Origin of the sequence: Streptomyces pyxinae (assembly GCF_024756275.1) — a bacterium.
GTDB lineage: Bacteria > Actinomycetota > Actinomycetes > Streptomycetales > Streptomycetaceae > Streptomyces > Streptomyces pyxinae.
Genome location: NZ_JANUGQ010000030.1, coordinates 1 through 21435, shown reverse-complemented (window position 1 = coordinate 21435; position 21435 = coordinate 1). Strand labels below are relative to the sequence as shown.

At 74.3% G+C, this 21435-nt stretch carries 14 protein-coding genes; 6 read left to right on the top strand and 8 right to left on the bottom strand.

The annotated features are described in order from the left end of the window. Window positions 1–230 precede the first annotated feature (230 nt). Entirely contained in the window at window positions 231–695 is a 465-nt protein-coding gene (locus NX801_RS26145) for a helix-turn-helix domain-containing protein (protein ID WP_258790375.1), read from the top strand. Between the two features lie 91 nt (window positions 696–786). Here NX801_RS26145 and NX801_RS26140 read toward each other — a convergent pair whose 3' ends face one another. Continuing rightward, window positions 787–2391, bottom strand: coding sequence for a (2,3-dihydroxybenzoyl)adenylate synthase (locus NX801_RS26140; protein WP_258790374.1), 1605 nt, complete (start codon window positions 2389–2391; stop codon window positions 787–789). 489 nt (window positions 2392–2880) lie between these two features. Between NX801_RS26140 and NX801_RS26135 the strand changes: the two genes are divergently transcribed. Further along, window positions 2881–4689 (top strand): non-ribosomal peptide synthetase, encoded by a 1809-nt coding sequence (locus NX801_RS26135; RefSeq protein ID WP_258790373.1) that lies wholly within the window; start codon window positions 2881–2883, stop codon window positions 4687–4689. A gap of 134 nt (window positions 4690–4823) precedes the next feature. Here the strand turns inward: NX801_RS26135 and NX801_RS26130 are convergent, their stop codons facing one another. Continuing rightward, window positions 4824–6038: a cytochrome P450 gene (locus tag NX801_RS26130; protein WP_258790372.1), complete on the bottom strand. Its 1215-nt coding sequence runs from the start codon at window positions 6036–6038 to the stop codon at window positions 4824–4826. A 392-nt stretch (window positions 6039–6430) separates the two neighbouring features. Between NX801_RS26130 and NX801_RS26125 the strand changes: the two genes are divergently transcribed. From NX801_RS26125 to NX801_RS26110, 4 genes are all read left to right on the top strand, one after another. Continuing rightward, window positions 6431–7213, top strand: coding sequence for a thioesterase II family protein (locus NX801_RS26125; RefSeq protein ID WP_258790371.1), 783 nt, complete (start codon window positions 6431–6433; stop codon window positions 7211–7213). 68 nt (window positions 7214–7281) lie between these two features. Further along, a complete protein-coding gene (locus NX801_RS26120; protein WP_258790370.1) occupies window positions 7282–8028 on the top strand; it encodes an SDR family NAD(P)-dependent oxidoreductase in 747 nt (248 codons plus the stop codon). 297 nt (window positions 8029–8325) lie between these two features. Next, window positions 8326–9702, top strand: a complete 1377-nt coding sequence (locus NX801_RS26115) for a pyridoxal phosphate-dependent aminotransferase (protein ID WP_258790369.1) — start codon at window positions 8326–8328, stop codon at window positions 9700–9702. Window positions 9703–9706: 4 nt separating this feature from the next. Continuing rightward, on the top strand, window positions 9707–10522 hold the full coding sequence (locus NX801_RS26110; protein WP_258790368.1) for a tryptophan 2,3-dioxygenase family protein: 816 nt from the start codon (window positions 9707–9709) through the stop codon (window positions 10520–10522). 70 nt (window positions 10523–10592) lie between these two features. Here the strand turns inward: NX801_RS26110 and NX801_RS26105 are convergent, their stop codons facing one another. The 6 genes from NX801_RS26105 to NX801_RS26065 form a co-directional block, all read right to left on the bottom strand. After that, window positions 10593–11108 carry a putative immunity protein gene (locus NX801_RS26105; RefSeq protein ID WP_258790367.1) on the bottom strand — a complete coding sequence of 172 codons (516 nt, stop codon included), beginning with the start codon at window positions 11106–11108 and terminating at the stop codon, window positions 10593–10595. 186 nt (window positions 11109–11294) lie between these two features. After that, on the bottom strand, window positions 11295–11528 hold the full coding sequence (locus NX801_RS26100) for a helix-turn-helix transcriptional regulator (protein ID WP_258790366.1): 234 nt from the start codon (window positions 11526–11528) through the stop codon (window positions 11295–11297). 13 nt (window positions 11529–11541) lie between these two features. Beyond that, window positions 11542–12393, bottom strand: coding sequence for an ABC transporter permease (locus NX801_RS26095; RefSeq protein WP_258790365.1), 852 nt, complete (start codon window positions 12391–12393; stop codon window positions 11542–11544). Next, a complete protein-coding gene (locus tag NX801_RS26090; protein WP_258790443.1) occupies window positions 12390–13274 on the bottom strand; it encodes an ABC transporter ATP-binding protein in 885 nt (294 codons plus the stop codon). Before NX801_RS26090 ends, NX801_RS26095 begins: the two co-directional genes overlap by 4 nt. 390 nt (window positions 13275–13664) lie before the next feature. Then, entirely contained in the window at window positions 13665–13886 is a 222-nt protein-coding gene (locus NX801_RS26085) for an MbtH family protein (RefSeq protein ID WP_258790364.1), read from the bottom strand. Next, window positions 13883–21435, bottom strand: a 7553-nt coding sequence (locus NX801_RS26065; RefSeq protein WP_309505904.1) for a non-ribosomal peptide synthetase, incomplete at its 5' end; no start/stop codon positions are given. The genes NX801_RS26085 and NX801_RS26065, both read right to left, overlap by 4 nt.

The window sequence follows — 21435 nt, the reverse complement described above, 5'->3', positions numbered from 1 at the left end:
TTCACCGTTGTTGTGAGGGGTTTGGGCGCTTGCTAGGGTGCCCGGTGCTTTGTCGGCAATGAAGCCCGGGAGCGCATGTGTACAGGAACTCCAATAGTGGTGTCCGGTTCGTGCGATGGCCCGCTCAGGCCAATGTGCGTGAGTATTGCAGGCGAGAGGGAATTCCCTGCCTGCTCGTGGTGGAGGGCGGCGCGGAGCCCCCGTTGTGCAGTGATCCCCGGGAGGACTGGGTGCGTGCCCCCATGTCCCGGGTGGATCTGGAAGCCCGGGTGGCCGCGCTGCGGCACCGGGCGGACAGCCGGAAGACACCGGTGCTGGACGTGTCGGGGATGCTGCACTACGACGGCCGGTCCGTGAGCATCTCCACCACCCAGACCGAGCTGATGGAACTCTTCGTCGAGCGCTTCGAGGGAGTCGTCCACCGCCATGAACTGCGGCAGCGGCTGACCAGGTCGGCGGTGCCCAACCCGTCCAGGAACGCGCTCGACCTGCACATCATGCGGCTGCGCCGCCGGCTCTCCCCGGCCGGTCTGGCCATCCGTACGGCCTGGGGCCGGGGTTATGTGCTGGAGCCGCTGGAGCCGGCGCCGCAGCCGGAGCGGTTCCCGGCGGAGGGCGAGGCGTGCCCGCCGCGCCCGCCGGTGCCGGCCCGGTCCCCGGCGCGGACTCCGGGGCCGGCGACCTCGCTGGGCTGAGCGCCGGCGGCGGACCGAGCGGCGGATCGAGGAGCCGTACCGGGTGGGCGGGGGCCGCGCCCGGGGTTCTCCAGCAGCCAGTGCGCAGCGATCATCTCGGTGCCACGGAGGCGCGCAGCGCGCCCTTGTCGACCTTGCCCACCGCCGTCTGCGGCAGGGCGTCCACGAGCACGATCCGGTCCGGGATCTTGTAGGTGGCCAGCCCGCCTGCGCGCAGGAACGCCTTGAGCGCGGGCGCCTGGGGGCCGTTCTCGCGGACCACGACGAACGCGTGGCAGCGCTCGCCGAGTACGGGATCGGCCACCCCGACCACGGCCGCGTCCCGCACCTCCGGGTGGGCCAGCAGAGCCCGCTCGACCTCCTCGGCCGGCACCTTGTCACCGACCCGGTTGATGACGTCCTTGAGCCTGCCGGTGATCACCAGGTTGCCGTCAGGGCGCCGTACGGCCAGATCGCCCGTGCGGAAGAAACCGTTCCCGGTGAAGGAACCGGCGTTCTGCCCGGGCGCCCGGTAGTAGCCGCGGATCGTGTACGGGCCCCGCACCAGCAGTTCGCCCTCCCGGCCGTCCGGCAGGGCCGCCCCCGACTCGTCCGCGATCCGGATCTCGTCCTCGTCGGCCAGCGGGCGCCCCTCGGTGTTCAGTACCACCTCGTCGGGGTCGGTGAGCCGGGTGTACGTCAGCAGTCCCTCGCCCACCCCGAACCACTGGCTGAGCCGGCAGCCCAGGGCCTTGCGGGCCCGCTCGGCCTCCGAGGGGTTGAACTTGGAACTGCCGACCTGGAGGAGGAGGCCGGGAAGTTCCGTGCCCGCCCTGAGCGCCGCCTCCACCCACATCCGGACCAGTGGTGGGACCAGTGTGGTGAGAGTGACCCCCTCCCGCCGGATCAGCTCGAACGCCTCGTCGGGCCGGACCCCGCCGGCCAGTACGGCCCTGCCGCCGACGAGCAGGGTGCCGAGCACACCGGGGCAGCCGAGCGCCGCGTTGTGCGCCACCGGGTTGACGGCCAGATACACTCCGGTCCCGTCGACACCGAGGGCCTCGGCGCAGGCGCGCATGTTGTAGGCGTAGTCGTCGTGCGTCCTCGGTATGAGCTTGGGCAGCCCGGTGGTGCCGCCGGACAGCAGGAACAGGGCCGGCTCGGCGGGGTCCACCCGGGGCAGGCCCGTGTGCTCGGTGCCCCCGGCCCGTACCGCGTCCAGGGACGTGAACTCGGCCGCGTCCCCGGCGACCAGCACCTGCCGCACACCGGGCACCTCGGCGGTGACCTCGCGGGCCAATTCGCGGTAGTCGTAACCCCGGTGCTCGTCCCGCACCACATAGGCGACCGCTCCGGAGTGGGCGCAGAGATGGACGATCTCGTGCTTGCGGTGCCCCGGCAGCGCCAGGACGGGGACGGCCCCGACGAGGAACAGCGCGAACACCATGACGACGAACTCCGGTGTGTTGGGCAGCTGCACCACCACCCGGTCGAGCGGGCGCACACCGAGCCCGAGCAGCCCGCCGGCCAGCCGCCGGGCCTCCTGCTCGACCTGCCGGTAGGTCAGCCGGGTGCTGCCGTGGACGAGGGCCACCCGGTCGGCGTGGGCGGCGCAGGACTCCGCGAGCAGCTCACCGAGCGGCCGCCCGAGCCAGTAGCCGGCGCGCCGGTACCGCTCCGCCAGGTCGTCGGGCCAGGGGACACAGCCTTCGAGCATGACTCACTCCCGTTCAGGTCGGTTGAGGGGCGATCGGGGCGCGAGGCAGGGGGTGGATGGGCGCCGGGCCGGGAGGCAGGAGGTGGGCGGGTGCCGGGCCGGGAGGGCCGCCACGGTGATTGTCGGTGGGGGAAGGGAGTTGTCCGGCCGTCCTTTCGCTCCTCTTTCGCCGGTGGGTGGCCGTCGGTGGACGGGGGTGGGTGGCCGTCGGAGAAGCGTGGTGCCGGGCCTGCTGTCGGCTGCTGCTTTCGGCGGTCTTTCAGGGGGCCGCCGGGGGGACATCGGCGGTCCTACGGTGGGGCCGGCGCACCCTCCGGAGCCGCCTGAACCGGTCCCGACCGACCGACCAACCGGCCTGCCCGGTCCCGGCACCGGTCCCGGCCGACCGGTCTGCCCGCGCTCGGTCCCGACCGTGACTTCGACCCGCGCTTCGATCGCTCCGCGCCGGACGGGACCGGTGCGCGCGGAGCAGAAGGGACGTGAAGAGCGTTGTCCACGGTTCCCCGGCTTTTCGAGTCCGTCGTCGCACGATCGGGCGATGCCCCGGCCGTCGTCTTCGAGCACACCACCGTCGGTTACGCGGAGTTGAACGCGCGCGCCAACAGGCTGGCGCGCCGGCTGATCGCCCGGGGCGTGGGCCCCGATGTGCTGGTGGCCGTCGCCGTGCCGAGGTCGGTGGAGCTGGTCACCGCCGTACTCGCCGTACTGAAGGCCGGGGGCGCCTATCTGCCGTTGGATCCCGCCTATCCGGAGGAGCGGCTCGGCCATATGGTGCGGGACGCCCGGCCGTTGCTGGTGCTGCGCACCGGGGACGTACGGCTGCCGCCCCATGAGGTGGCCGAACTCGTGCTGGGGGAGGCGGACTCCGCCGGTCCCGGGCCGGGGGCGGACGATGTCGGTGATGCCGAGCGGCTCGCCCCGCTGCGGCCGGAGCATCTGATGTACGTGATCTACACCTCCGGCTCGTCCGGTACGCCGAAGGGCGTCGCCGTGCCGCACGCCGGAGTGGCCGACATGGTGGCCACCCAGGCCGCGACGGTCGGCGCCGGTCCCGGTGACCGGGTGCTCCAGTGGGCGTCGATCAGCTTTGACGCGGCCTTCTGGGACCTGACCCTGGGGCTGCTCTCGGGTGCCACCCTGGTGCTGGCCCGGGCGGAGGACCTGCTGCCCGGCGACCCGCTGAAGGCCACCCTGCTGAGGCACGCCGTCACCCACGCGGTGCTGCCACCGGTGGCGCTGAGTGTGACGGACAGCGACGAGGTACTGGTGGGCGGCACGGTGATGTCCACCGGTGACGCGTGCACCGAGGCCCTGGTACGCCAGTGGTCCCGGGGCCGGCGGATGTTCAACGGCTACGGCCCCACCGAGGTGACCGTCGGCGCGACCGTCGCCGGCCCGGTCACCGGGGACGGCGAGGTCGGCATCGGCACCCCCTGGATCGGCAACCGGGTCCATGTGCTGGACGAGCGGCTGCGCCGGGTACCGGACGGCGAGGAGGGCGAGTTGTACCTGGCCGGCAGCGGACTGGCGCGCGGCTACCTCGGCCGTCCCGGTGCCACCGCCGGCAGGTTCGTACCGGATCCGTACGGGCCGCCCGGGAGCCTGATGTACCGCTCCGGTGACCGGGGGCTGCGCCGGGCGGACGGCGAGCTGTTCTTCCGGGGGCGCGCCGACGGGCAGGTGAAGGTGCGCGGCTTCCGGATCGAACTGGGCGAGATCGAGGCGTGCTTGACCACCCACCCGGCCGTGGACCTGGCGGCGGTGGTGGTGGCGGGCGGCCTCGGCGACGCCCGGATCGTGGCGTATGTCTCGCTCACCGGAGGCGACGACGGGGCCACGGTGGATCCCGGCGAACTGCGCCGGTACGTCGCCGGCACCCTGCCGGAGCACATGGTCCCGTCCTCGGTGGTGCCGCTCGACCGGCTGCCCACGAACGTCAACGGCAAGATCGACCGGGCCGCGCTGGCCGGGGCGCGGCCGGTGTCCCCGCCCGTATCACCCGCACCGGAGGCACCGCCCGCCGCGAACGGGGTGGAGGGCACCCTGTGCGCGCTGGTGGCCGAGATCCTGGACGTGCCGGCGGCCCGGCCGAGCGACAACTTCTTCGACCTGGGCGGCCATTCGGTGCTGGCGGCCCACCTGGCGCGGCGCATCCGCAAGGAGTTCGACATCACGGTGCCGATGCGGACGATCCTGGAGGCGGAGACCCTGGGCGAGCTGGCGGACCGGGTGGGAGCGAGCGCCGGCACCGGTGCGGATGGCGAGCGGGCCGGGTCGGCGGGGGCGCCCGTACCGTAGCGGGTCGTTGGGCGGGAGGGCCGTACCGTAGCGGGTCGTTGGGCGGGAGGGCCGTACCGCAGCAGGTCGTTCGGCGGGGGCGCCCGTACCGTTGCGGGGCCGTTGAGCGGGACGCCCGTACCGCAGCGGGTCGTTCAGCGGGGCCGGAAGCCCACGCGGAGGCTGCGGTAGCCGAAGAGGAAGGTGGAGTGGACGCGTTCGGGCTCACCGTGGGGTTCGATCCGCCCGACCGTCGCCACGAGCGCCGAGAGCAGCGAGCGCAACCCCGCCCGGCCGAGGTGGGCGCCGACGCAGAAGTGCGGGCCGTGGCCGAAGCTGAGGTGCTTGTTCGGCGTCCGGGCCAGGTCGAAGGCGCGCGGTGAGGCGAAGACCGTCTCGTCGTCGTTGGCGGACGTGTTCCACAGGGTGACGATGTCCCCGGCGCGGATCCGCCGGCCGGCGATCTCCAGCTCCTGGGTGGCGGTACGGGCGAAGTGCATCGCCGGGGTGGCCCAGCGCAGCACCTCCTCCACGGCGGTGTCGAGCGCCACCTCGCCGGCCCGCAGGGCGTCCCACTGCTCCGGGTGGCGGGCCAGCTCGTACACCGCGACCAGGGCGGACATCCGGGAGGACTCGTCGCCGCCGAGGATCAGGCTGTAGCAGTTGAGCGCGACCTCCTCGGGGGTGAGCCGGGCCCCGCCCACCTCGGCGGTCGCGATCATGCTGATCACATCGTCGCCGGGGGAGGCCCGGCGCTCCAGGGCGAGGTCCATGAAGTAGAGCACGATCTCGTTGCGGGCGCCCAGCGCGTCGAGTTCGCCGCTGTCGGGGTCCTCGGAGGAGAGCGCCATCTTGTTCCAGCGGAGCAGTTCCTTGCGGTCCCCGTCCGGGACGGACAGCAGGTCGCAGATGGTGTTCATGGGGAGCTCGTCCGCGACCTCGGTGGCGAAGTCGAAGGAGCCCCGCCCGGTCACGGAGCGCACCAGATCGAGGGTGCGCGCGGCGATCCGCTCGGTCACCGGCCCGAGCACCCGGGGCGAGAAGGCGCGCAGCAGCAGTTGCCGCAGCTGCCGGTGGCGGGGCCGGTCGGTGACGGCCAGCATCTTGCCGCCGGCCGGGTCGTCGCCGCGCAGCAGCACGTCCAGTACGGTGCCGCGCGCGGACCCGAGCCGGTCGGCGTCCTGGTAGGCGGCCAGCACATCGGCGTGGCGGGTGACCACCCAGAAGCCCGGTTTGCCGTCCCTGGCCTCGTGCCAGAAGACGGGCTCGTGCCGGCGCGCCTCCGGCCAGATGTCGCGCGGGTCGTGGGCGGCGAAGGTGGCCGGGTCGGTGAGGTCGAGCGAGCGGACGAGCGACAGTGGCAGGCCCATGTGCGCGTCTCCTGACCGTCCTTGGCGCCGGTGGCCCTCGCGGGCCTTTCCTCCGGATGGTCACAGCCGGACCCGGTCCGGACGCCGATCCTTGCCAGGGTCTTTCACGGGTGAACCGGGGGCTTTTCACGGGTGGCCGGGGACTCTCATGGGTGGCCGGGGACTTGCGCGGGTGGCCGAGGTCTTTCGTGGACGGCCGGGCGCGGGCGCGGGGACGGGGACGCGCTCCGGCGCGGCGGGGGCGCTGACTGACACCCGAAAGATTGGCCGCGCCGTCCGGACGGGCCGTGCCAGGCTCGGACCGGCCCACCGCGTCGGCCGCGCCGGCCGAGGGCCGAGGGCCGAAGAGACGGCTGAGACGGTGGAGACGGTGGAGATGGGGGACTGCGACCATGCCTCGGAGCACGTGGCTCAGGGCGCTGACCGGGACCGCCGGTGAGCCGGCCGGCCGGCTGGTCTGCTTCCCGCACTCCGGGGGATCGGCGTCCGGATTCCGGCCATGGGTGGCCCATCTGCCTGACGGAGTACGGCTGCTGGCCGTGCAGTATCCCGGCCGCGCCGACCGCGTCGCGGAGGAGCCGGTCACGGATGTGGCCGCCATCGGGGCCGCAGTGGCGGCGGAGTTGCTCGCCGTCGCACCCGAACCGGAGCTGCCGTACACGCTGTTCGGCCACAGCCTGGGGGCACTGGCGGCGTACGAGACGGCGCTGGCCCTGCGGGACGCCGGCCGGCCCGTGCGCCGCCTCGATGTGTCCGGGTGCGCCGCGCCCGGGCAGGTGGCCGGCGGTCTGACCCACCGCGCCCCGGACGACGCGCTCTGGTCGGCGGTGGCCGGGCTCGGCGGACTGGATCGTGAGGTGATCGAGGACGCCGAGTTGCGGGAGCTGCTGCTGCCCGCCCTGCGGGCCGACATCACCGCCCATGAGACCTACCGCCCCCGGCCGGGGACGGCTCCGCTGGACTGCCCGGTCCGCTGCTTCCACGGCGCCGACGACCCCCTGGTCGACGGGGCGGCGATGGCCGGCTGGGCGGCGGTCACCACCGGCGGCTGCGCGGTGACCGCCCGGCCCGGCGGCCACTTCTACCGGGACGGCACCGCGGACCTCACGGGGTGGGTGGCGGACGGACCGGCGGGCGTGCTGCCGGAGACGGCCGGCCGGGTACGGGCGCGCTGAGCGGAAGTGACGGGCGTGGGGGCGGGCGCGGTGAACGGGCCGGTCCGACAGCTTCGGGAGGAGCCGCGGTGAGTCTGGTCGGCAGGTCGGTGACAGTGACGGGTGCCGGGTCGGGCATCGGGCGGGGCATCGCCGAGCGGCTCTCCCGGGAGGGCGCCCTGCTCACGGTGGCCGGGCGCCGGGAAGCCCCGCTCAAGGAGCTGGCGGACCGGCTGGAAGGGCCGGTGCGGGTGGTCGCCGTGGACGTCACGGCACCGGGGGCCGCACGGCGGATCGTCGACGCGGCCGTGGAGCGGTACGGACGGCTGGACGCCCTGGTGAACAACGCGGGGCTCGCCCGCTTCGCGCCCCTGGAGGACGCCGAGCCCGCCGACCTGGACGCCATGGTCGCGGTCCATGTCCGGGCCCCGGCCGAGCTGGTGCGCCGCGCGCTGCCGCACCTGCGCGAGCGGCGGGGCTCGGTGGTGAACGTCTCCTCGGTGGGCGGGACGCTGGCCATGCCGGGACGGGCGTACTACGGAGCGAGCAAGGCGGCGCTGAACAGCCTCACCCGGTCGCTCGCCCGTGAACTGGCCCCGGAGGTACGGGTGAACGCCGTACTGCCCGGCCCGGTGGACACCCCGATGTGGCAGGACGCCGGCCTCACCGGGGACCAGATCGAGAACCTGCGTACGACTCTGCTGGCCGCGACCCCGATGGGCCGGTTCGGCACCGGCGACGAGGTGGCGCGGTCGGTGTGTTTCCTGCTGGATCCGGAGCGGTCGGGCTGGATCACCGGCGCGCTGCTGCCGGTCGACGGCGGCCGGACCGCATGACCGGCCCGCGGTCCGTGTCGATCCCGCGGTCCGTGATCCGGGTGGACTCCTGCGGCCCGTGCCGGGCCCGTGACCTGTGTCGACCCCGAGGTCCGTGATCCATGTCGACCCCGCAGCCCGTGACCTGTGTCGATCCCACAGGCCGGACCGGCCCCGTGACCCGCGCTGATCCGGCGACCCGTGCCGACCCCGTGACCCGTGTCGGCCCCACGGTCCGTGCCGACCCCGTGACCCGTGCTGACCCCGCAGCCCGTGCTGACCCCGTGACCCGTGTTGAACCCCGTGACTGGAGGTGGCATGACCACGCACATCCGAGGTACCGGCGAGCCGGGCCTCATGTCCGTCGCCGCGACGATCCCCTCGTCGTGCCTGCACGACATCTTCCGCGCGGCGGACCGCAAGGAGCGGCTCGGCGGCGAGGTGGTCAAACTCCACGTCGGTGAGCCCTACTTCGGGCCACCCGAGGAGGTCGCGGAGGCGCTGGCGGCGGCCGTGCGGCAGGGTCGTACCGCCTACTCCGAGGTGGAGGGGCTGCTGGAACTGCGTGAGGCGGTGGTGGAGAAGCTCGCCACGGCCAACGGTGTGGACAGCGACCCGTCCCGGGTGGTCATCACTCCCGGCTCCTGCCAGGGATTGTCCGCGCTGTTGCACACCCTGGCGGAGCCGGGCGCCGAGATCCTGCTGCCCGAGCTGCACTGGCCGGTCCATCTCCAGCAGGCCCTGCTGGCCGGGTTCCGGCCGGTGTTCTACCCGCTGGACGCGGGCTTCCGCCCCGACCCCGAGGGAATCCGGGCGAAGGCGGGGCCGCGTACCCGGGTGCTGCTGGTCAACTCCCCGGCCAATCCGACCGGGGCGGTGCTGGACGCCGGGCAGCTCACCGAACTGCTGGAGCTGGCCAGGGAACACGGCTGGGGGATCATCAGCGACGAGGCGTACGAGCACTACGTGTACGACGGCGGTCACGTCTCCTTCGCCTCGCTGGAGCGGGACGTGCCGGTCGCCGAGCGGATCGTGCACAGCACCTTCAGCTTCTCCAAGAGCCTGGCCATGACCGGCTACCGGCTGGGGTACGTGGCCGCCGCCGACGACCGCACCGCGCACGCGCTGCGGGTCGTGCAGGAGGCGAGCATCATCGGCCCGTCCACCCCGGTGCAGTACGCCGGGATCGCCGCGTTGCGGCTGGCCGGCGCCACGGACGCGCACCGCGAGCTGGTCCGGCGGAACCGGGACACCGCGCTGGCGCCGCTGGTGGCGGCGGGGCTGCTGAGCGAGCTGCCGGCCGGCGGCTGGTACGCCATGGCGGACATCTCCAGGACCGGTCTCGACGCGGAGGAGTTCACCGCCCGGCTGTTGGCGAGCCGTTCGGTCGCGGTGGTGGCCGGTACCGGATTCGCGACCCAGCCCCGGCTGGACGAGGCCGGCCGGATCCGCTCCACCGCGTTCGCGCCCTGGTCGCGCCACCTGGTGCGGATCGCGTTCTGCGTCGCCCCGGAGGCGCTGCGGACCGGGGTGCGGCGGCTGGTCGAGTTCGTGGAGTCGGGGGAGTACGGGAAGCCGGAGGAGTACGGGGAGGCCGCCGGGGACGGGGGATTCTCGGGTGCCGGTGCCGGGGCGCCCTCGGGGGCCGAGCGGTCCGCCGGGGCCCGGGCCGGCGGCGGGCGGGCGGTGGGGTGAGGTCATGGGCGGTCCGACGTACACCGACTATCTGGAGCTGAACACCCTGCTGTCGCTCCAGACGCCGCGCAGCCCCGACTCGGCGGAGCGCGCGGTACTGCTGTCGGAGCAGTTCTTCATCGTCGCCCACCAGTCCTGCGAACTGTGGCTGAAGCAGATCATCAGCGACCTGGAGGCCGCCGCCGACACCCTGGGCACCCGGGCCGGGCCGGAGGCGGTGGAGCTCGGTGCCGAGTATCTGGCGCGGGCGGCCGAGCTGCTGGTGGTGCTCTACCACCAGCTGACCGCCCTGGAGAAGCTGCCGCTGCGGCACTTCGCGGCGTTCCGCCCGTACCTGGGCAGTGCCAGTGGCGCCGATTCGGCCCAGTTCCGGCAGCTGGACAAGCTGCTGGGCGACGAGCGGCGGGCCGGCCGGCTCTACGAGGCGTTCACCACGGCGCTGGACCGGGCGGAGCTGCCGGCGGCCGAACTGTGCCGGCGCGGCCCGGGAGCGGGGGCGTACCACCGGGTCGCGGAGGCGCTGCTGGACGTGGCGAACGCCTACTGGCGCTGGAAGGTGGGCCATCTGGCGCTGATGACCCGGGTCCTGGGCAGCCGGCCCGGCACGGGTGGCACCAGCGGAGCGCCGTACCTCGCCTCCCGAATCACCCTGCCGTTCCCGGAGCTGCGCGAGGCGCGCGGACGGCTGCACCTGGAGACCGGGGAGCCCGCACACGGGGAGACCGCGCAGGCCGCGCGGCCCCCGCGGCCCGGGGAGCCCGGGGTACCGGGGGAGGCCGAGGGGCCGGGGGAGACCGAGGTCCCGGGGGACCCGGCCTGAGCGGTCGGTCCCGGCGCCGTACGGCGGTGAGCGGTACGGCACCGGGCCCGCTGCCCCGGACCTCGGCGCCCTAGCCCCGGGGGGTGCCGTTCTCGCCCTTCCCGGGCTTCTCGGTTTTCTCGGGCTTCTCGGGGAACGCCACCGTCCGCAGGTGCTCCGGCAGGTGCTCGCGCTGCCAGGCGCGCTCGGCGGCCCCGGCGTCGGTGTGCTCGACGGCGTACACGGCGGCCTTCCCGGCGGGCGCGGACGCGATGGAACCGGCGTGGGTCGCGGCGGTCACCGCGTACCCGGCCGCGTGCTGGGCGTGGCTGGGCACATGGGCGGTGGCGGCCGCGTGTCCGGCGGCGCGGGCGGCGGCCCGGGCGGCCGCCTGGCCGGCCTCGCGGGCGGCGGCGTGCGAGGCGAAGGCGGCGGTACGCGCCTCGCTCATGGTGATCTCGCCGCGCGCCCACGCCCGCCCCGCGGCCAGCGCCTTGCGCGGCCGGTCGTCGTCGGGGCGGGCGGCCTCGAAGTGCGCCAGTACGTGCTCGGCGCAGTCGACGGCCCACAGGGTGAGCCTGGTGTGATCCTGCTTGTCCAGCGACATTCCGGTTCGTTCCCCAGGGGTCGGTAGGAGGTCGGTACGAGGTCGGTGCGAGGTCGGTGCGCGCCCGGTACGAGGGCGGTGCCGGGCCGCCGGGAGGCCGGGGCGCGGCCGGCACGAGCCCGGTGCGGAGCCGGAGCCGGTACGAGGCCGGTGCGGGCCGGGTTCGGCCGGACCCGGCCGGGCGGGTCACACCGCGCGGCTGCCCAGCCGGGGAAACGGTGTGATGGAGAAGACGGCCTCGACGGGTACCTCGAAGTATTCGGCGATGCGCAGCGCGAGGTGCAGGCTCGGGCTGTACTCGCCCCGTTCGAGGTAGCCGATCGTCTGGTAGTGGACTCCGAGAGCGTCCGCGAGTTCGCGGCGGGAGATGCGCCGCTCGCTCCGCAGCATGGCGATCCGGTTGTGGATCGTCTCGCTCATTTTCACCATCGCTTCACATCGGTCGCTGGAGCGCCTTCTCCCGCCGGGCCGCCACACTGGAGCCGGACTCGCGCCGGGCCATCCGGCGCAGCACGACCGGTGCCACCAGGAAGCCGGCGACCGCCCAGACGCCCAGGACGAGCACCGTTTCCAGGTGCCGCCAGGACTCGGTCAGCTCCGCCGCCGCCAGCTGGTCCGGCAGCAGCGCCGAACGCAGCCCCAGGGCGAGCCAGTAGACGGGGAAGACTTGTGCGATCCACTGTAGCCACTCGGGATAACCGTTGATCGGATAGAAGATCCCGGAGACCGCCACCAGCCCCATCAGCGGCAGGGTGGTGAAGCTCATGCTCTGCGCGCTGCTGAAGAGCGAGCCGAGGACCGCCCCGATCGGCAGGGTGGCGAACAGTCCGAGCACCAGCACCCAGACCAGGGTGGCCCAGGTCGTGACCCGGCCCAGCTCCATGCCGCCGAACAGGAACGCGGCCGGGACCAGCACGATGAGCAGGCTCGCCACGGTGACCGCGGCCCGGCTGATCACCTTGCCGGTGAGATAGCCCAGCATGCCGTTGGGGGTGGCCTTGGCCCGCAGCAGGGTGCCGTCCTCCCGGTCCATGGTGAGGGTCACGGCCAGCCCCATCAGCCCGGTGAGCACGGCGTTCATGGCGAGGATGCCGGGGACCGCCTGGGAGCCGAGGGAGGCGTCGGTGCCGGGCACGGTGTTGTCCCTGAGCAGGTACATCACGACCAGCGAGACGGCCGGCGGGAAGATCGCGCCCCAGACGTCCTGGGCGTTGGCGACGCTCTGCCGGAACTCGATCCAGCCGCGGTGCACCCCGGCACCGAGGGCGACCGTCTGGGCGCTCATGAGGCCACCTCCGTCAGCGTGGTCCGCAGCCCCGTGCGCTGTCCGGACTCGTACTCCAGCACCAGCGCCATGTAGACGTCCTCCAGACTGGCCCGGCGCACCTCCAGATCGCCCACGGCGTCGCCGTACTGCTCGAAGAGCCGGCGCACATAGGCGGTGGCGTCCTCGGTGGCGTGGACGAACGACTCGCCGTCCCGGCTGTAGCGCACCTCGGCCTTGCCGGCGACCTCGCGGGCGAGCTCGGCGGCGCTGCCGTCGGCCACGATCCGGCCGCCGGCCAGCATCACGATGCGGTCCGCGAGCTTCTCGGCCTCGTCCAGATCGTGGGTGGTGAGCAGGATGGTGGTCTCCTCCAGATCGGAGAGCCGGTGCACCAGGTCGTGGAACTCCTGCCGGGCCTGCGGGTCGAAACCGGCGGTCGGCTCGTCCAGGAAGAGCAGATCGGGACGGCCGACGATGCCGACGGCCACGTCCAGCCGGCGCCGCTGGCCGCCGGAGAGGGTGCCCACCCGGAGGTTGGCCTGCTCGGTGAGACCCACCAGCGAGACCACCTCGTCGGCGTCGTAGGGGCGCGGGCGGTCGGCGGTGGCGTAGGGGGCGTAGTAGCGGCCCAGGTGGTCCAGGAGCTCCCGGACCCGCCACTTGCCGTGGTCGCGCCAGGACTGCAGCACGATGCCCAGCCGGGCCCGCCACGCCTCGTCGCCGTGGTCCGGGTCGGTGCCCAGGACCCGCACCTCACCGGCGGAGCGCCGGCGGAACCCTTCGAGGATCTCGATGGTGGTGGTCTTCCCGGCCCCATTGGGGCCCAGCAGAGCCAGCACCTCGCCCCGTCGCACGGTCAGGTTCACGCCCTTGAGCACGTCCCTGGAGCCGTAGCGCATCCTCAAGTCGCTGATGGAGATGGCGGCTTCAGGACCCGGCGGCTCGATGGCGCCACGGGAGACGGTGTGCGGCACGGCGCTGCCCGACGGGGCGTCGCCCGATGCTGCGTTCAGGACCATCCTTCCCCTTTCACAGGGTCCACAAGTCTTGGTGACGGCCCGTCATCGCGGACACCACGGGCGACGGACGCGGCTGGGATGTAGTACCGATGCTACAGATGGTCCTAGGTGCACTACAAGGTGCGGAATCGGGCGTGGACCGGCGTGTTCCGGGGCGCACGGCGGACGGCGGGGGCGCGCGCCGTCCGCGTGCCCCCGCCGCCCGGTCCTCTCCGTGTCGCTGTCCGTACGGTTGGCCGGTGACCGCCCGGTGTTCGCCCGGACGGGTCGTCAGGGCTGGTCGGCGGCCATCGCCTCGCGGAGGCTGCGCGGCCGCATGTCGGTCCAGTTCTCCTCGATATGGCGCAGACAGGCGGCGCGGCTGTCCTCGCCGAACACCACCCGCCAGCCGGCCGGTACGTCCGCGAAGGCCGGCCACAGCGCGTACTGTTCCTCGTCGTTGACGACCACCCGGAAGCTGCCGTCCTCGTCGTCGAAGGGGTTGGTGCTCATGCGTTCCTCCCGTTGTGTCCGCGCGTGCTCGCGGGCTTGTTCTCGGGCGTGTTCTCGGGTTCGTGGGCGTATGCGGATGCGAGACCGGATCCGGGACCGGGATGGGGCCCCGGTCCGAGTCCGGGTCCGGGTCCGGCCAGCCGGTTGATGATCGCGCCGATCTCGGCGGCGTTCTCGGGCCAGTACATCTCCTGGTGGGTGCAGGCGATGTCGTACGTCCGGACGGCACCCGCCACATGGGGCCGCCACAACGCGTGGAACGGCGTCTCCAGCCGCCGCTCGCCCCGGCCGTCCGGATCCAGCAGGGCGTTGAAGAAGTGCGCGTCGCCGCGGAAGACGGGCTGGCCGAACTTCTGCATCAGCACCGTGTGTTCGACCAGGATCGAGGCCGCGGTCTCCACCAGGAACGGATACTCCTCCATGCCGTCCAGATGGCCCATGTAGTGGCCGAGGAACTCCCGGACCTGGGCCTCGTCCGGGGCGTCGAAGCGGGTGAAGTGGCTCGCGGGCACGCAGTCGAGGAGGGCCAGCAGCGCCACTTCCTCACCCCGGGACTGGAGTTCGGCCGCCATGGCGTGTGCCACGGTGCCGCCGAAGGACCAGCCCAGCAGGTGGTACGGCCCCTCGGGCTGGACCGCCCGTACCTGAGCGAGGTAGTCGTCCACCATCTCCTCGATCGACTCGGGGCGGGCCGAGCCCCGGTGGAAGCCGCGCGCCTGCACTCCGTACACCGGCCGGCCGGGCGCCAGATGGGGCGCGAAGCCCAGATAGGGCCAGCAGAGCCCGCCGCCGGGATGGACCCACCACAGCGGGAGCCGCTCGCCCTCGGTGCGGATCGGGAGCAGCACGGCGTACGGATCGGAGGGCATCACCTCCCGGCCCTCGTCCGGGGTGAGGTGCGGGACGAGCCCGGCGACCGTGGGCGACTGGAAGACCACCCGGATCGGGATCTCGGCGCCGAGCCGCTCCCGGATGCGCCAGATCAGCCGGATGACGCGCAGCGAGTGGCCGCCGAGGTCGAAGAAGTCGTCGTCCAGACCGACCCGGTCGACGCCCAGCACCTCCGCGAAGAGCGCCGCGAGCACCCGCTCGGGTTCGGTGCGCGGGGGCCGGTGGGCGGCGGTGCCGGCGCGGCCGGGTTCCGGCAGGGCGGCCCGGTCCAGCTTGCCGTTGACGGTCAGCGGCAGCCGGTCCAGCACCACGACGGCGGCCGGCACCATGAATTCCGGCAGCCGCTCGGCGAGCCGCTCCCGGAGCAACGACGGCAGCCGGGCGACGCTGCGGGAGACGGCCGGCGCGTTGGACAGCCGGGTCCGCGCCGGGTCCGCGCGGTACACCCCGTCCCAGCACACCCCGCCCGCGCCCTCCGGTCCGGCGGCGGGCCCCGCTGTCGGTACGCCCTCCGGTCCGGTGGCGGGCCGCGTGGTCGGTACGGCCCCGGGTATGCCCTCCGGTCCGGTGGCGGGCCCCACTGCCGGTACGCCCTCCGGTCCGGTGGCGGGCCGCGTGGTCGGTACGGCCGCCCGGCCGGTCGCCGTCACCACCGCCTCGAACCGGTCCGGCGCCTCCGGCGACCAGGTGCACAGCGCCGTCAGGCCCCGCTCGGCGCACCGGGCCCGCAGTTCCTCGGGGTCCACCGCGTCCGGGCGGGCCTCCGCCGCCTCGCCGGTCAGCCGGGCGTTGGGGATGCCGGTGACCCGGAGCGGGCCACCGGCGGCGGCCACCGCACCGGACAGGGCGTCGAGCAACGCGCCGGACCGGCCGCCGGTTCCGCCGAACTCCCGGTCCCAGGCCAGCTCCGGCGCCCGGCCGAGCGGGACGGGCTCCACGGGGTGCTTGCGCAGCACGACTTCATAGCGGTGCCGGGTCAGTTCATTGTGCGGGGCGCCACACTTGAGCCGGATGTCCACCGCACCCGCCTCGGGGCGTTCGGCCGCCCAGGCGGTGAAGAAGCCCGAATCCAGGACGAGTTCCTTCTCGCCCAGCACCGCGCGCTCCACGGCGGCGTGCACGGCGGCGGCCGGATCACCCGGCCGCTGGGCGCGGTGGACGGCGGTGTGGAAGGCCCGCAGGGTGCCGAGATTGCGTACGTCTCCGACGACGATCCGCCCGCCCGGCACCAGCAGCTCCATGGCCCGGTCGAGCACCCGGCGCAGATAGTCCGCGTCCGGGAAGTACTGCACGACCGAGTTGAGGACCACGGTGTCGAAGAAGGCGCGCGGCAGACCCTCGGTGTCCTCGGCGGCCTGGCAGCGCAGGGTCACCCGGTCGCGCAGCTCCGGGTCGGCGGCGACCTGACGGCGGAGCCGGTCGATCACCGGGGCCGAGAAGTCGGTGCCCCAGTACGCCTCGGTGGCGGGCGCCAGCGGGCCCAGCAGCAGACCGGAGCCGACGCCGAGCTCCAGCACCCGGCGCGGCCGCCCCTCGGAGACCCGGGCCACCGCCGCGTCCCGCCAGGCGCGCATCTCCGCCACCGGGATCGGCCGCCCGGTGTACGAGCTGTTCCAGCCGGTGAAGTCCTCGCCCAGGCGCCCGGCGCCGCCCGTACCGCTGCCCCGGCCGGCACCCGTACCGCTTGCCGGTTCGCCGCCCGGGCCGCCCGCCGCTCCGGCGCCCGGACCACTTTCCGCGCCACTGCCCGTGCGGGCACCCGGATCACCACCCGGGCCGCCACTCGCGCCGTCGCCCGTACCGGCACTCGGTCCGGCCTGATCGGCGCCCGTACCGCCGTCGCCGCCCGGCCCGGTGCCGTACATCTCGTCGTAGATCTCCCGCCACTCCCCGACCTGTTCGGCGGCCTCGGCGGCGGATGCGGCGCGCCCGTCGGGCACCACATAGGCGATCAGGCTCCGGTCGCGCAGCCGGTCCTCGCGGGCCACCACCACCGCCCGGGCGACCCCGGGCTGCTCGCGCAGGACGGCCTCGATCTCGCCCGGCTCGACCCGGAAGCCGCGCAGCTTCAGCTGCTCGTCGGCCCGCCCCAGGAAGACCAGCCGTCCCTCGGTGTCCCAGCGCACCAGGTCCCCGGTGCGGTACATCCGGGTCCCGGGCGGCCCGTACGGGCAGGGCACGAACCGCTCGGCGGTGAGCGCGGGCCGTCCCGCGTAGCCGCGCGCCAGACCCTCGCCCGCCACGTACAGCTCACCCGCCACCCCCGGCGGCACCGGGGCGAGCCACCGGTCGAGGACGAAGGCGCGACCACCGTGCAGCGGGGTGCCGATCGGCACCGACTCCGGGCCCAGGTCGCCCGGCGTCCGGACGGCGTGGCAGGTGGCGAAGGTGGTGGTCTCGGTCGGGCCGTAGCCGTTGACGACGGTCAGCCCGGGGTTGGCGCGCAGCACCCGGCGCACGGCGTCCGGCGGCAGTACGTCCCCGCCCGCCCACACCTCGCGCGCCCCGGCCAGGCACTCCGGGTGCTCGTCCGCGATCACCGCGAACAGGCCCGCCGTCAGCCACAGCGCGGTCACCCCGTCCTCGGTGACGGCCCGGGCGAGGGAGGCCGGGGTGAGCCGCCCCGGCGGCGCCACCACCACCGTGCCGCCGGCGAGGAGCGGCACCCACAGCTCGTAGGTGGACGCGTCGAAGGTGTGCGGCGAGTGCAGCAGCGTGCCGCGGTGGGCGTCGCCGCCGAAGCAGGGATCGGTCGCCAGGTCGGTCACATTGCGGTGGGTGGTGATCACACCCTTGGGGCGGCCGGTGGAACCGGAGGTGTAGAGGAGGTACGCGGCGTGGTCGCCGGTCACCCGCACCCCGGGGTCGGTCGACGGCACACCGCGCAGCTCCGCCGCGTCCTCCTCGGCCCAGGTGTCGTCGACGACGGCGACCGGCGCGCTGTCCTCCAGCAGCCAGGCGACACGCTCCGCCGGGTGGTCCGGGTCCACCGGGACATAGGCGGCGCCCGCCTTGAGCACCCCGAGGACCGCCGCGACCAGGGCCGGGGAGCGCCGCATCCGCAGGGCGACCCGGCGCTCCGGGCCGGCGCCGAGCGCGATGAGCCGGTGGGCGAACCGGTTGGCCCAGGCGTCGAGTCCGGCGTACGACCAGTGCCGCCCGCCCTGGACGAGCGCGGGCGCGCCGGGGGTCTCCGCGACCCGCCGGGCGAACAGCTCGGGCACCCCGGCTCGTACCGGCTCCCGCCCGGCCCCGGCCCAGCGCAGCAGCCGGTCCCGCTCCTCGGCGGTGAGCAGATCCGCCCGGCCGACGGGCGCCCCGGGATCGGCGGCGACCTGTTCGAGCAGCCGCCGCCAGCGGTCGAGCAGCGCCTCGACACCGGCCCGGTCGAACAGGTCGGTGGCGTACTCGGCCACCCCCTCGATCCCGGCCGGGCGCCCCTCGGCGTCGTACCGCTCGGTCAGGCTGAGGAACAGGTCGAAGCGTGCCGTACCGGTCGGCGCGGACTCGGGCCGCACCCGCAGGCCCGGCAACCCGAAGTCCGGCCGGGCGTTGTTCTGGAGCGCCAACGCCACCTGGAACAACGAGTGGTGGGCGGTCGAGCGCGCCGGGTTAAGCGCCTCCACCAGCAGGTCGAAGGGGAGATCCTGGTGCTCGTAGGCGGCCAGGCTGGTCTCCCGGACCCGCCGCAGCAGCTCGGTGAAGGACGGATCGCCGGAGGTGTCGGCGCGCAGCACCCAGGTGTTGACGAAGAAGCCGACCAGCTCGTGCAGTGCCTCGTCGGTGCGCCCGGCGATCGGTGAACCGACGGGGATGTCCTCGCCCGCGCCCAGCCGGGTCAGCAGCGCGGCCAGACCGGCTTGCAGCACCATCGCCATGGTCGCCCCGGCCGCGCTCGCCAACCGAGCGAGTCTGCCCACCAGTCCGGCGGCCAAGTGGAAGCCCGCCAGGTCGCCGGCGTGGCTGGTGACCGGCGGCCGGGGCCGGGCGGCGGGCAGCCGCAGCACCTCCGGGGCGCCGGCCAGCTGCTCGCGCCAGTAGGCGAGTTGGCGGCTGTACGCGCTCCCGGGGTCGTCCCGGTCGCCGAGCAACCGCCGCTGCCACAGGGTGTAGTCCACGTACTGCACCGGCAGCGGCGGCCAGTCGGGCGCCCCGCCCGCGCACCGGGCCGCGTAGGCGGTGACCAGATCGCGGGCGAACGGCTCCAGCGACCAGCCGTCACCGGCGATGTGGTGCAGCAGCACCAGCAGGACGTGTTCTTCCGGTCCGGTGACGAACAGCCAGACCCGCAGGGGAGGTTCGGCCGACAGATCGAAGGTGTGCCGGGCGGCCCGGCGCATCGCCTCCGGCAGCTCCGCCTCGCTCAGCCGCCGGTCCTCCCACGGTACCGGGGCCGCCCCGGGCGGCAGCACCCGCTGGCACGGCTGCCCGTCCCGCTCCTCGAAGACGGTGCGCAGCGACTCGTGCCGGGCGACCACGTCCGCCAGCGCCCGGCGCAGCGCCGGGGCGTCGAGCCGCCCGGAAAGCCGCAGCGCCAGCGGCCAGTTGTAGGTGGCCGACGGGCCCTCCAGCTGGTACGAGAACCACATCCGGCGCTGGGCGAAGGAGAGCGGCACCGTCTCCGGCCGCTCGGCGGGCTCCAGCGCGGGACGCCCGTCGGCGGCGGCCGTCAGCCGGGCGGCGAGCGCGGCGGGGGTGGGCGCCTGGAAGACGAGCCGCAGCGGCAGCTCCGCGCCGAGCACGGTCCTGATCCGGCTCACCAGCCGGGTGGCCAGCAGCGAGTGCCCGCCGAGCGCGAAGAAGCCGTCGTCGGCACCGACCCGGTCCACGCCCAGTACCTCGGCGAACAGCTCGCAGAGCGCCTTTTCGCGCGGTGTCGCCGGGGCGCGCCCGGTACCACTGGTGGCGGCGGTGTCCGGGGCGGGCAGCGCCCGGCGGTCCAGCTTGCCGTTCGGGGTCAGCGGCACCTCCCCGAGGGGCACCACGGCGGACGGCAGCATGTACTCGGGCAGCCGCTCGCGCAGATGCTCCCGCAGCGCGGCGGGCAGGGCGGCCACCCGGCGGGCGGCGGCCGGGTCGTTCACCAGCGGCGAGAGCCCGTCCGGTGTGCCGGTACGTGTTCCGGTACGGGCGGGGGCCGAGCCTCCGGCGCGCTCCGGGACATGGCCTCCGGTACGGACCGAGGCGGGTGACCAGGGGACGAACCGGCCCGGTTCGGAGCCGGCCGGGAGGAGCAGCGCGTCGAACCGGTCGACCCCGTACGACGACCAGCTCAGCACCGCCGTCCTGCCCTGCCCGGCGGCCCACTCCCGCAGCTCCTCCGGGTCCACCGCCGCGGCCGGGTCACCGGCCAGAAAGCCCAACTCCACCGCGAGGGCGGTCTCACCGGCCAGCCGCGCGTTGGGGATGCCGGAGAGCCGCAGCGGACCGTCGCCATGGGCGCGCAGCGGACCGGCCAGCCTGGCCGGGACGGTCGTTCCGGCGGCGGTGTCCCCGGCCGGGGCGAAGTCCCGCCCCCAGACGAGCTCCACCGGAGCTTCCCACGTGGTTGCGGGGGGCGCCTTGCGGAGGACCACCTCGTAGCGATGCCGGGTGAGTTCATTGTGGGCGCGGCCGGACTTCAGCCGTACGTCCACCTCACCCACACCCCGCTCGGCGGCCCAGCGGGCGAACCACTCCGGCTCGACCACCAGTTCCTTCTCCAGCAGGACCGCCTGCTCCACCGCCGCCCGCAGTACGGAGGGCGGCGCCTGGGGCTGCCGGGCCCGCTGCACGGCACCCTGGAGCAGCCGCAGCGTACCGGCCCGCCGTACGTCACCGACCACGATCGCCCCGCCCGGCGCCAGCGCCTCCCAGGCCGCGTCGAGCACCTGCGCCAGATAGCGGGCGTGCGGGAAGTACTGCACCACCGAGTTCAGCACCACGGCGTCGAAGTGGCCGCGCGGCAGCCCGTCGGTGACGTCGGCGGCCTGGCAGCGGAGCCGTACCCGGTCGGCCAGACCCGCGTCCGCGACCTGGCGGCGCAGCCGGTCGATCACCGAGGGGGAGAAGTCCGTCCCCCAGTACTCCTCCGCCTCACCGGCGAGGTGGGCCAGCAACAGCCCGGTACCGACGCCCAGTTCCAGCACCCGGCGAGGCGCGAGGCCGCGCACCCGGTCCACCGCCGCGTCCCGCCAGGCGCGCATCTCCGCCAACGGGATCGGCTCGCCCGTGTACGTGGACTTCCAGATCCCGAAGTCCTCGCCCCACTCCACCTCCGCGGACGCGGCATACGCCTGGTCGTAGACCTGCCGCCACTCCGCCACCTGCTCGTCCGTCGCCGTCTCCTCCGGCCCGGCCTCCCGCCCCTCGGGCACGACATAGGCGACGAGCCGCTGGTCGTCGGCCTGTCCGGGGTGGCCGGCCCGTTCGGGACCGCCGGTCGGGCGGTGCCGGGCGAGGACGACGGCCTGGCGGACCTGCGGGTGTTCGGCGAGAGCGCGCTCGATCTCCGCCGGCTCGATGCGGTGGCCCCGGATCTTGACCTGGTGGTCGGTGCGGCCGAGGTAGATCAGGTCGCCGTCGGTGTCCATGCGGGCGAGGTCGCCGGTGCGGTACATGCGTGAGCCGGGTGGGCCATAGGGGTCGGGGGTGAAGCGCTGTGCGGTGAGCGCGGGTT

What these genes read in the sequence shown, in the direction of transcription:
- NX801_RS26140 (WP_258790374.1), bottom strand. Translation starts at nt 2,391, where the DNA reads ATGCTCGAAGGCTGTGTCCCCTGGCCCGACGACCTGGCGGAGCGGTAC.
- NX801_RS26130 (WP_258790372.1), bottom strand. Translation starts at nt 6,038, where the DNA reads ATGGGCCTGCCACTGTCGCTCGTCCGCTCGCTCGACCTCACCGACCCG.
- NX801_RS26125 (WP_258790371.1), top strand. Translation starts at nt 6,431, where the DNA reads ATGCCTCGGAGCACGTGGCTCAGGGCGCTGACCGGGACCGCCGGTGAG.
- NX801_RS26115 (WP_258790369.1), top strand. Translation starts at nt 8,326, where the DNA reads ATGACCACGCACATCCGAGGTACCGGCGAGCCGGGCCTCATGTCCGTC.
- NX801_RS26110 (WP_258790368.1), top strand. Translation starts at nt 9,707, where the DNA reads ATGGGCGGTCCGACGTACACCGACTATCTGGAGCTGAACACCCTGCTG.
- NX801_RS26105 (WP_258790367.1), bottom strand. Translation starts at nt 11,108, where the DNA reads ATGTCGCTGGACAAGCAGGATCACACCAGGCTCACCCTGTGGGCCGTC.
- NX801_RS26100 (WP_258790366.1), bottom strand. Translation starts at nt 11,528, where the DNA reads ATGAGCGAGACGATCCACAACCGGATCGCCATGCTGCGGAGCGAGCGG.
- NX801_RS26095 (WP_258790365.1), bottom strand. Translation starts at nt 12,393, where the DNA reads ATGAGCGCCCAGACGGTCGCCCTCGGTGCCGGGGTGCACCGCGGCTGG.
- NX801_RS26090 (WP_258790443.1), bottom strand. Translation starts at nt 13,274, where the DNA reads ATGCGCTACGGCTCCAGGGACGTGCTCAAGGGCGTGAACCTGACCGTG.
- NX801_RS26085 (WP_258790364.1), bottom strand. Translation starts at nt 13,886, where the DNA reads ATGAGCACCAACCCCTTCGACGACGAGGACGGCAGCTTCCGGGTGGTC.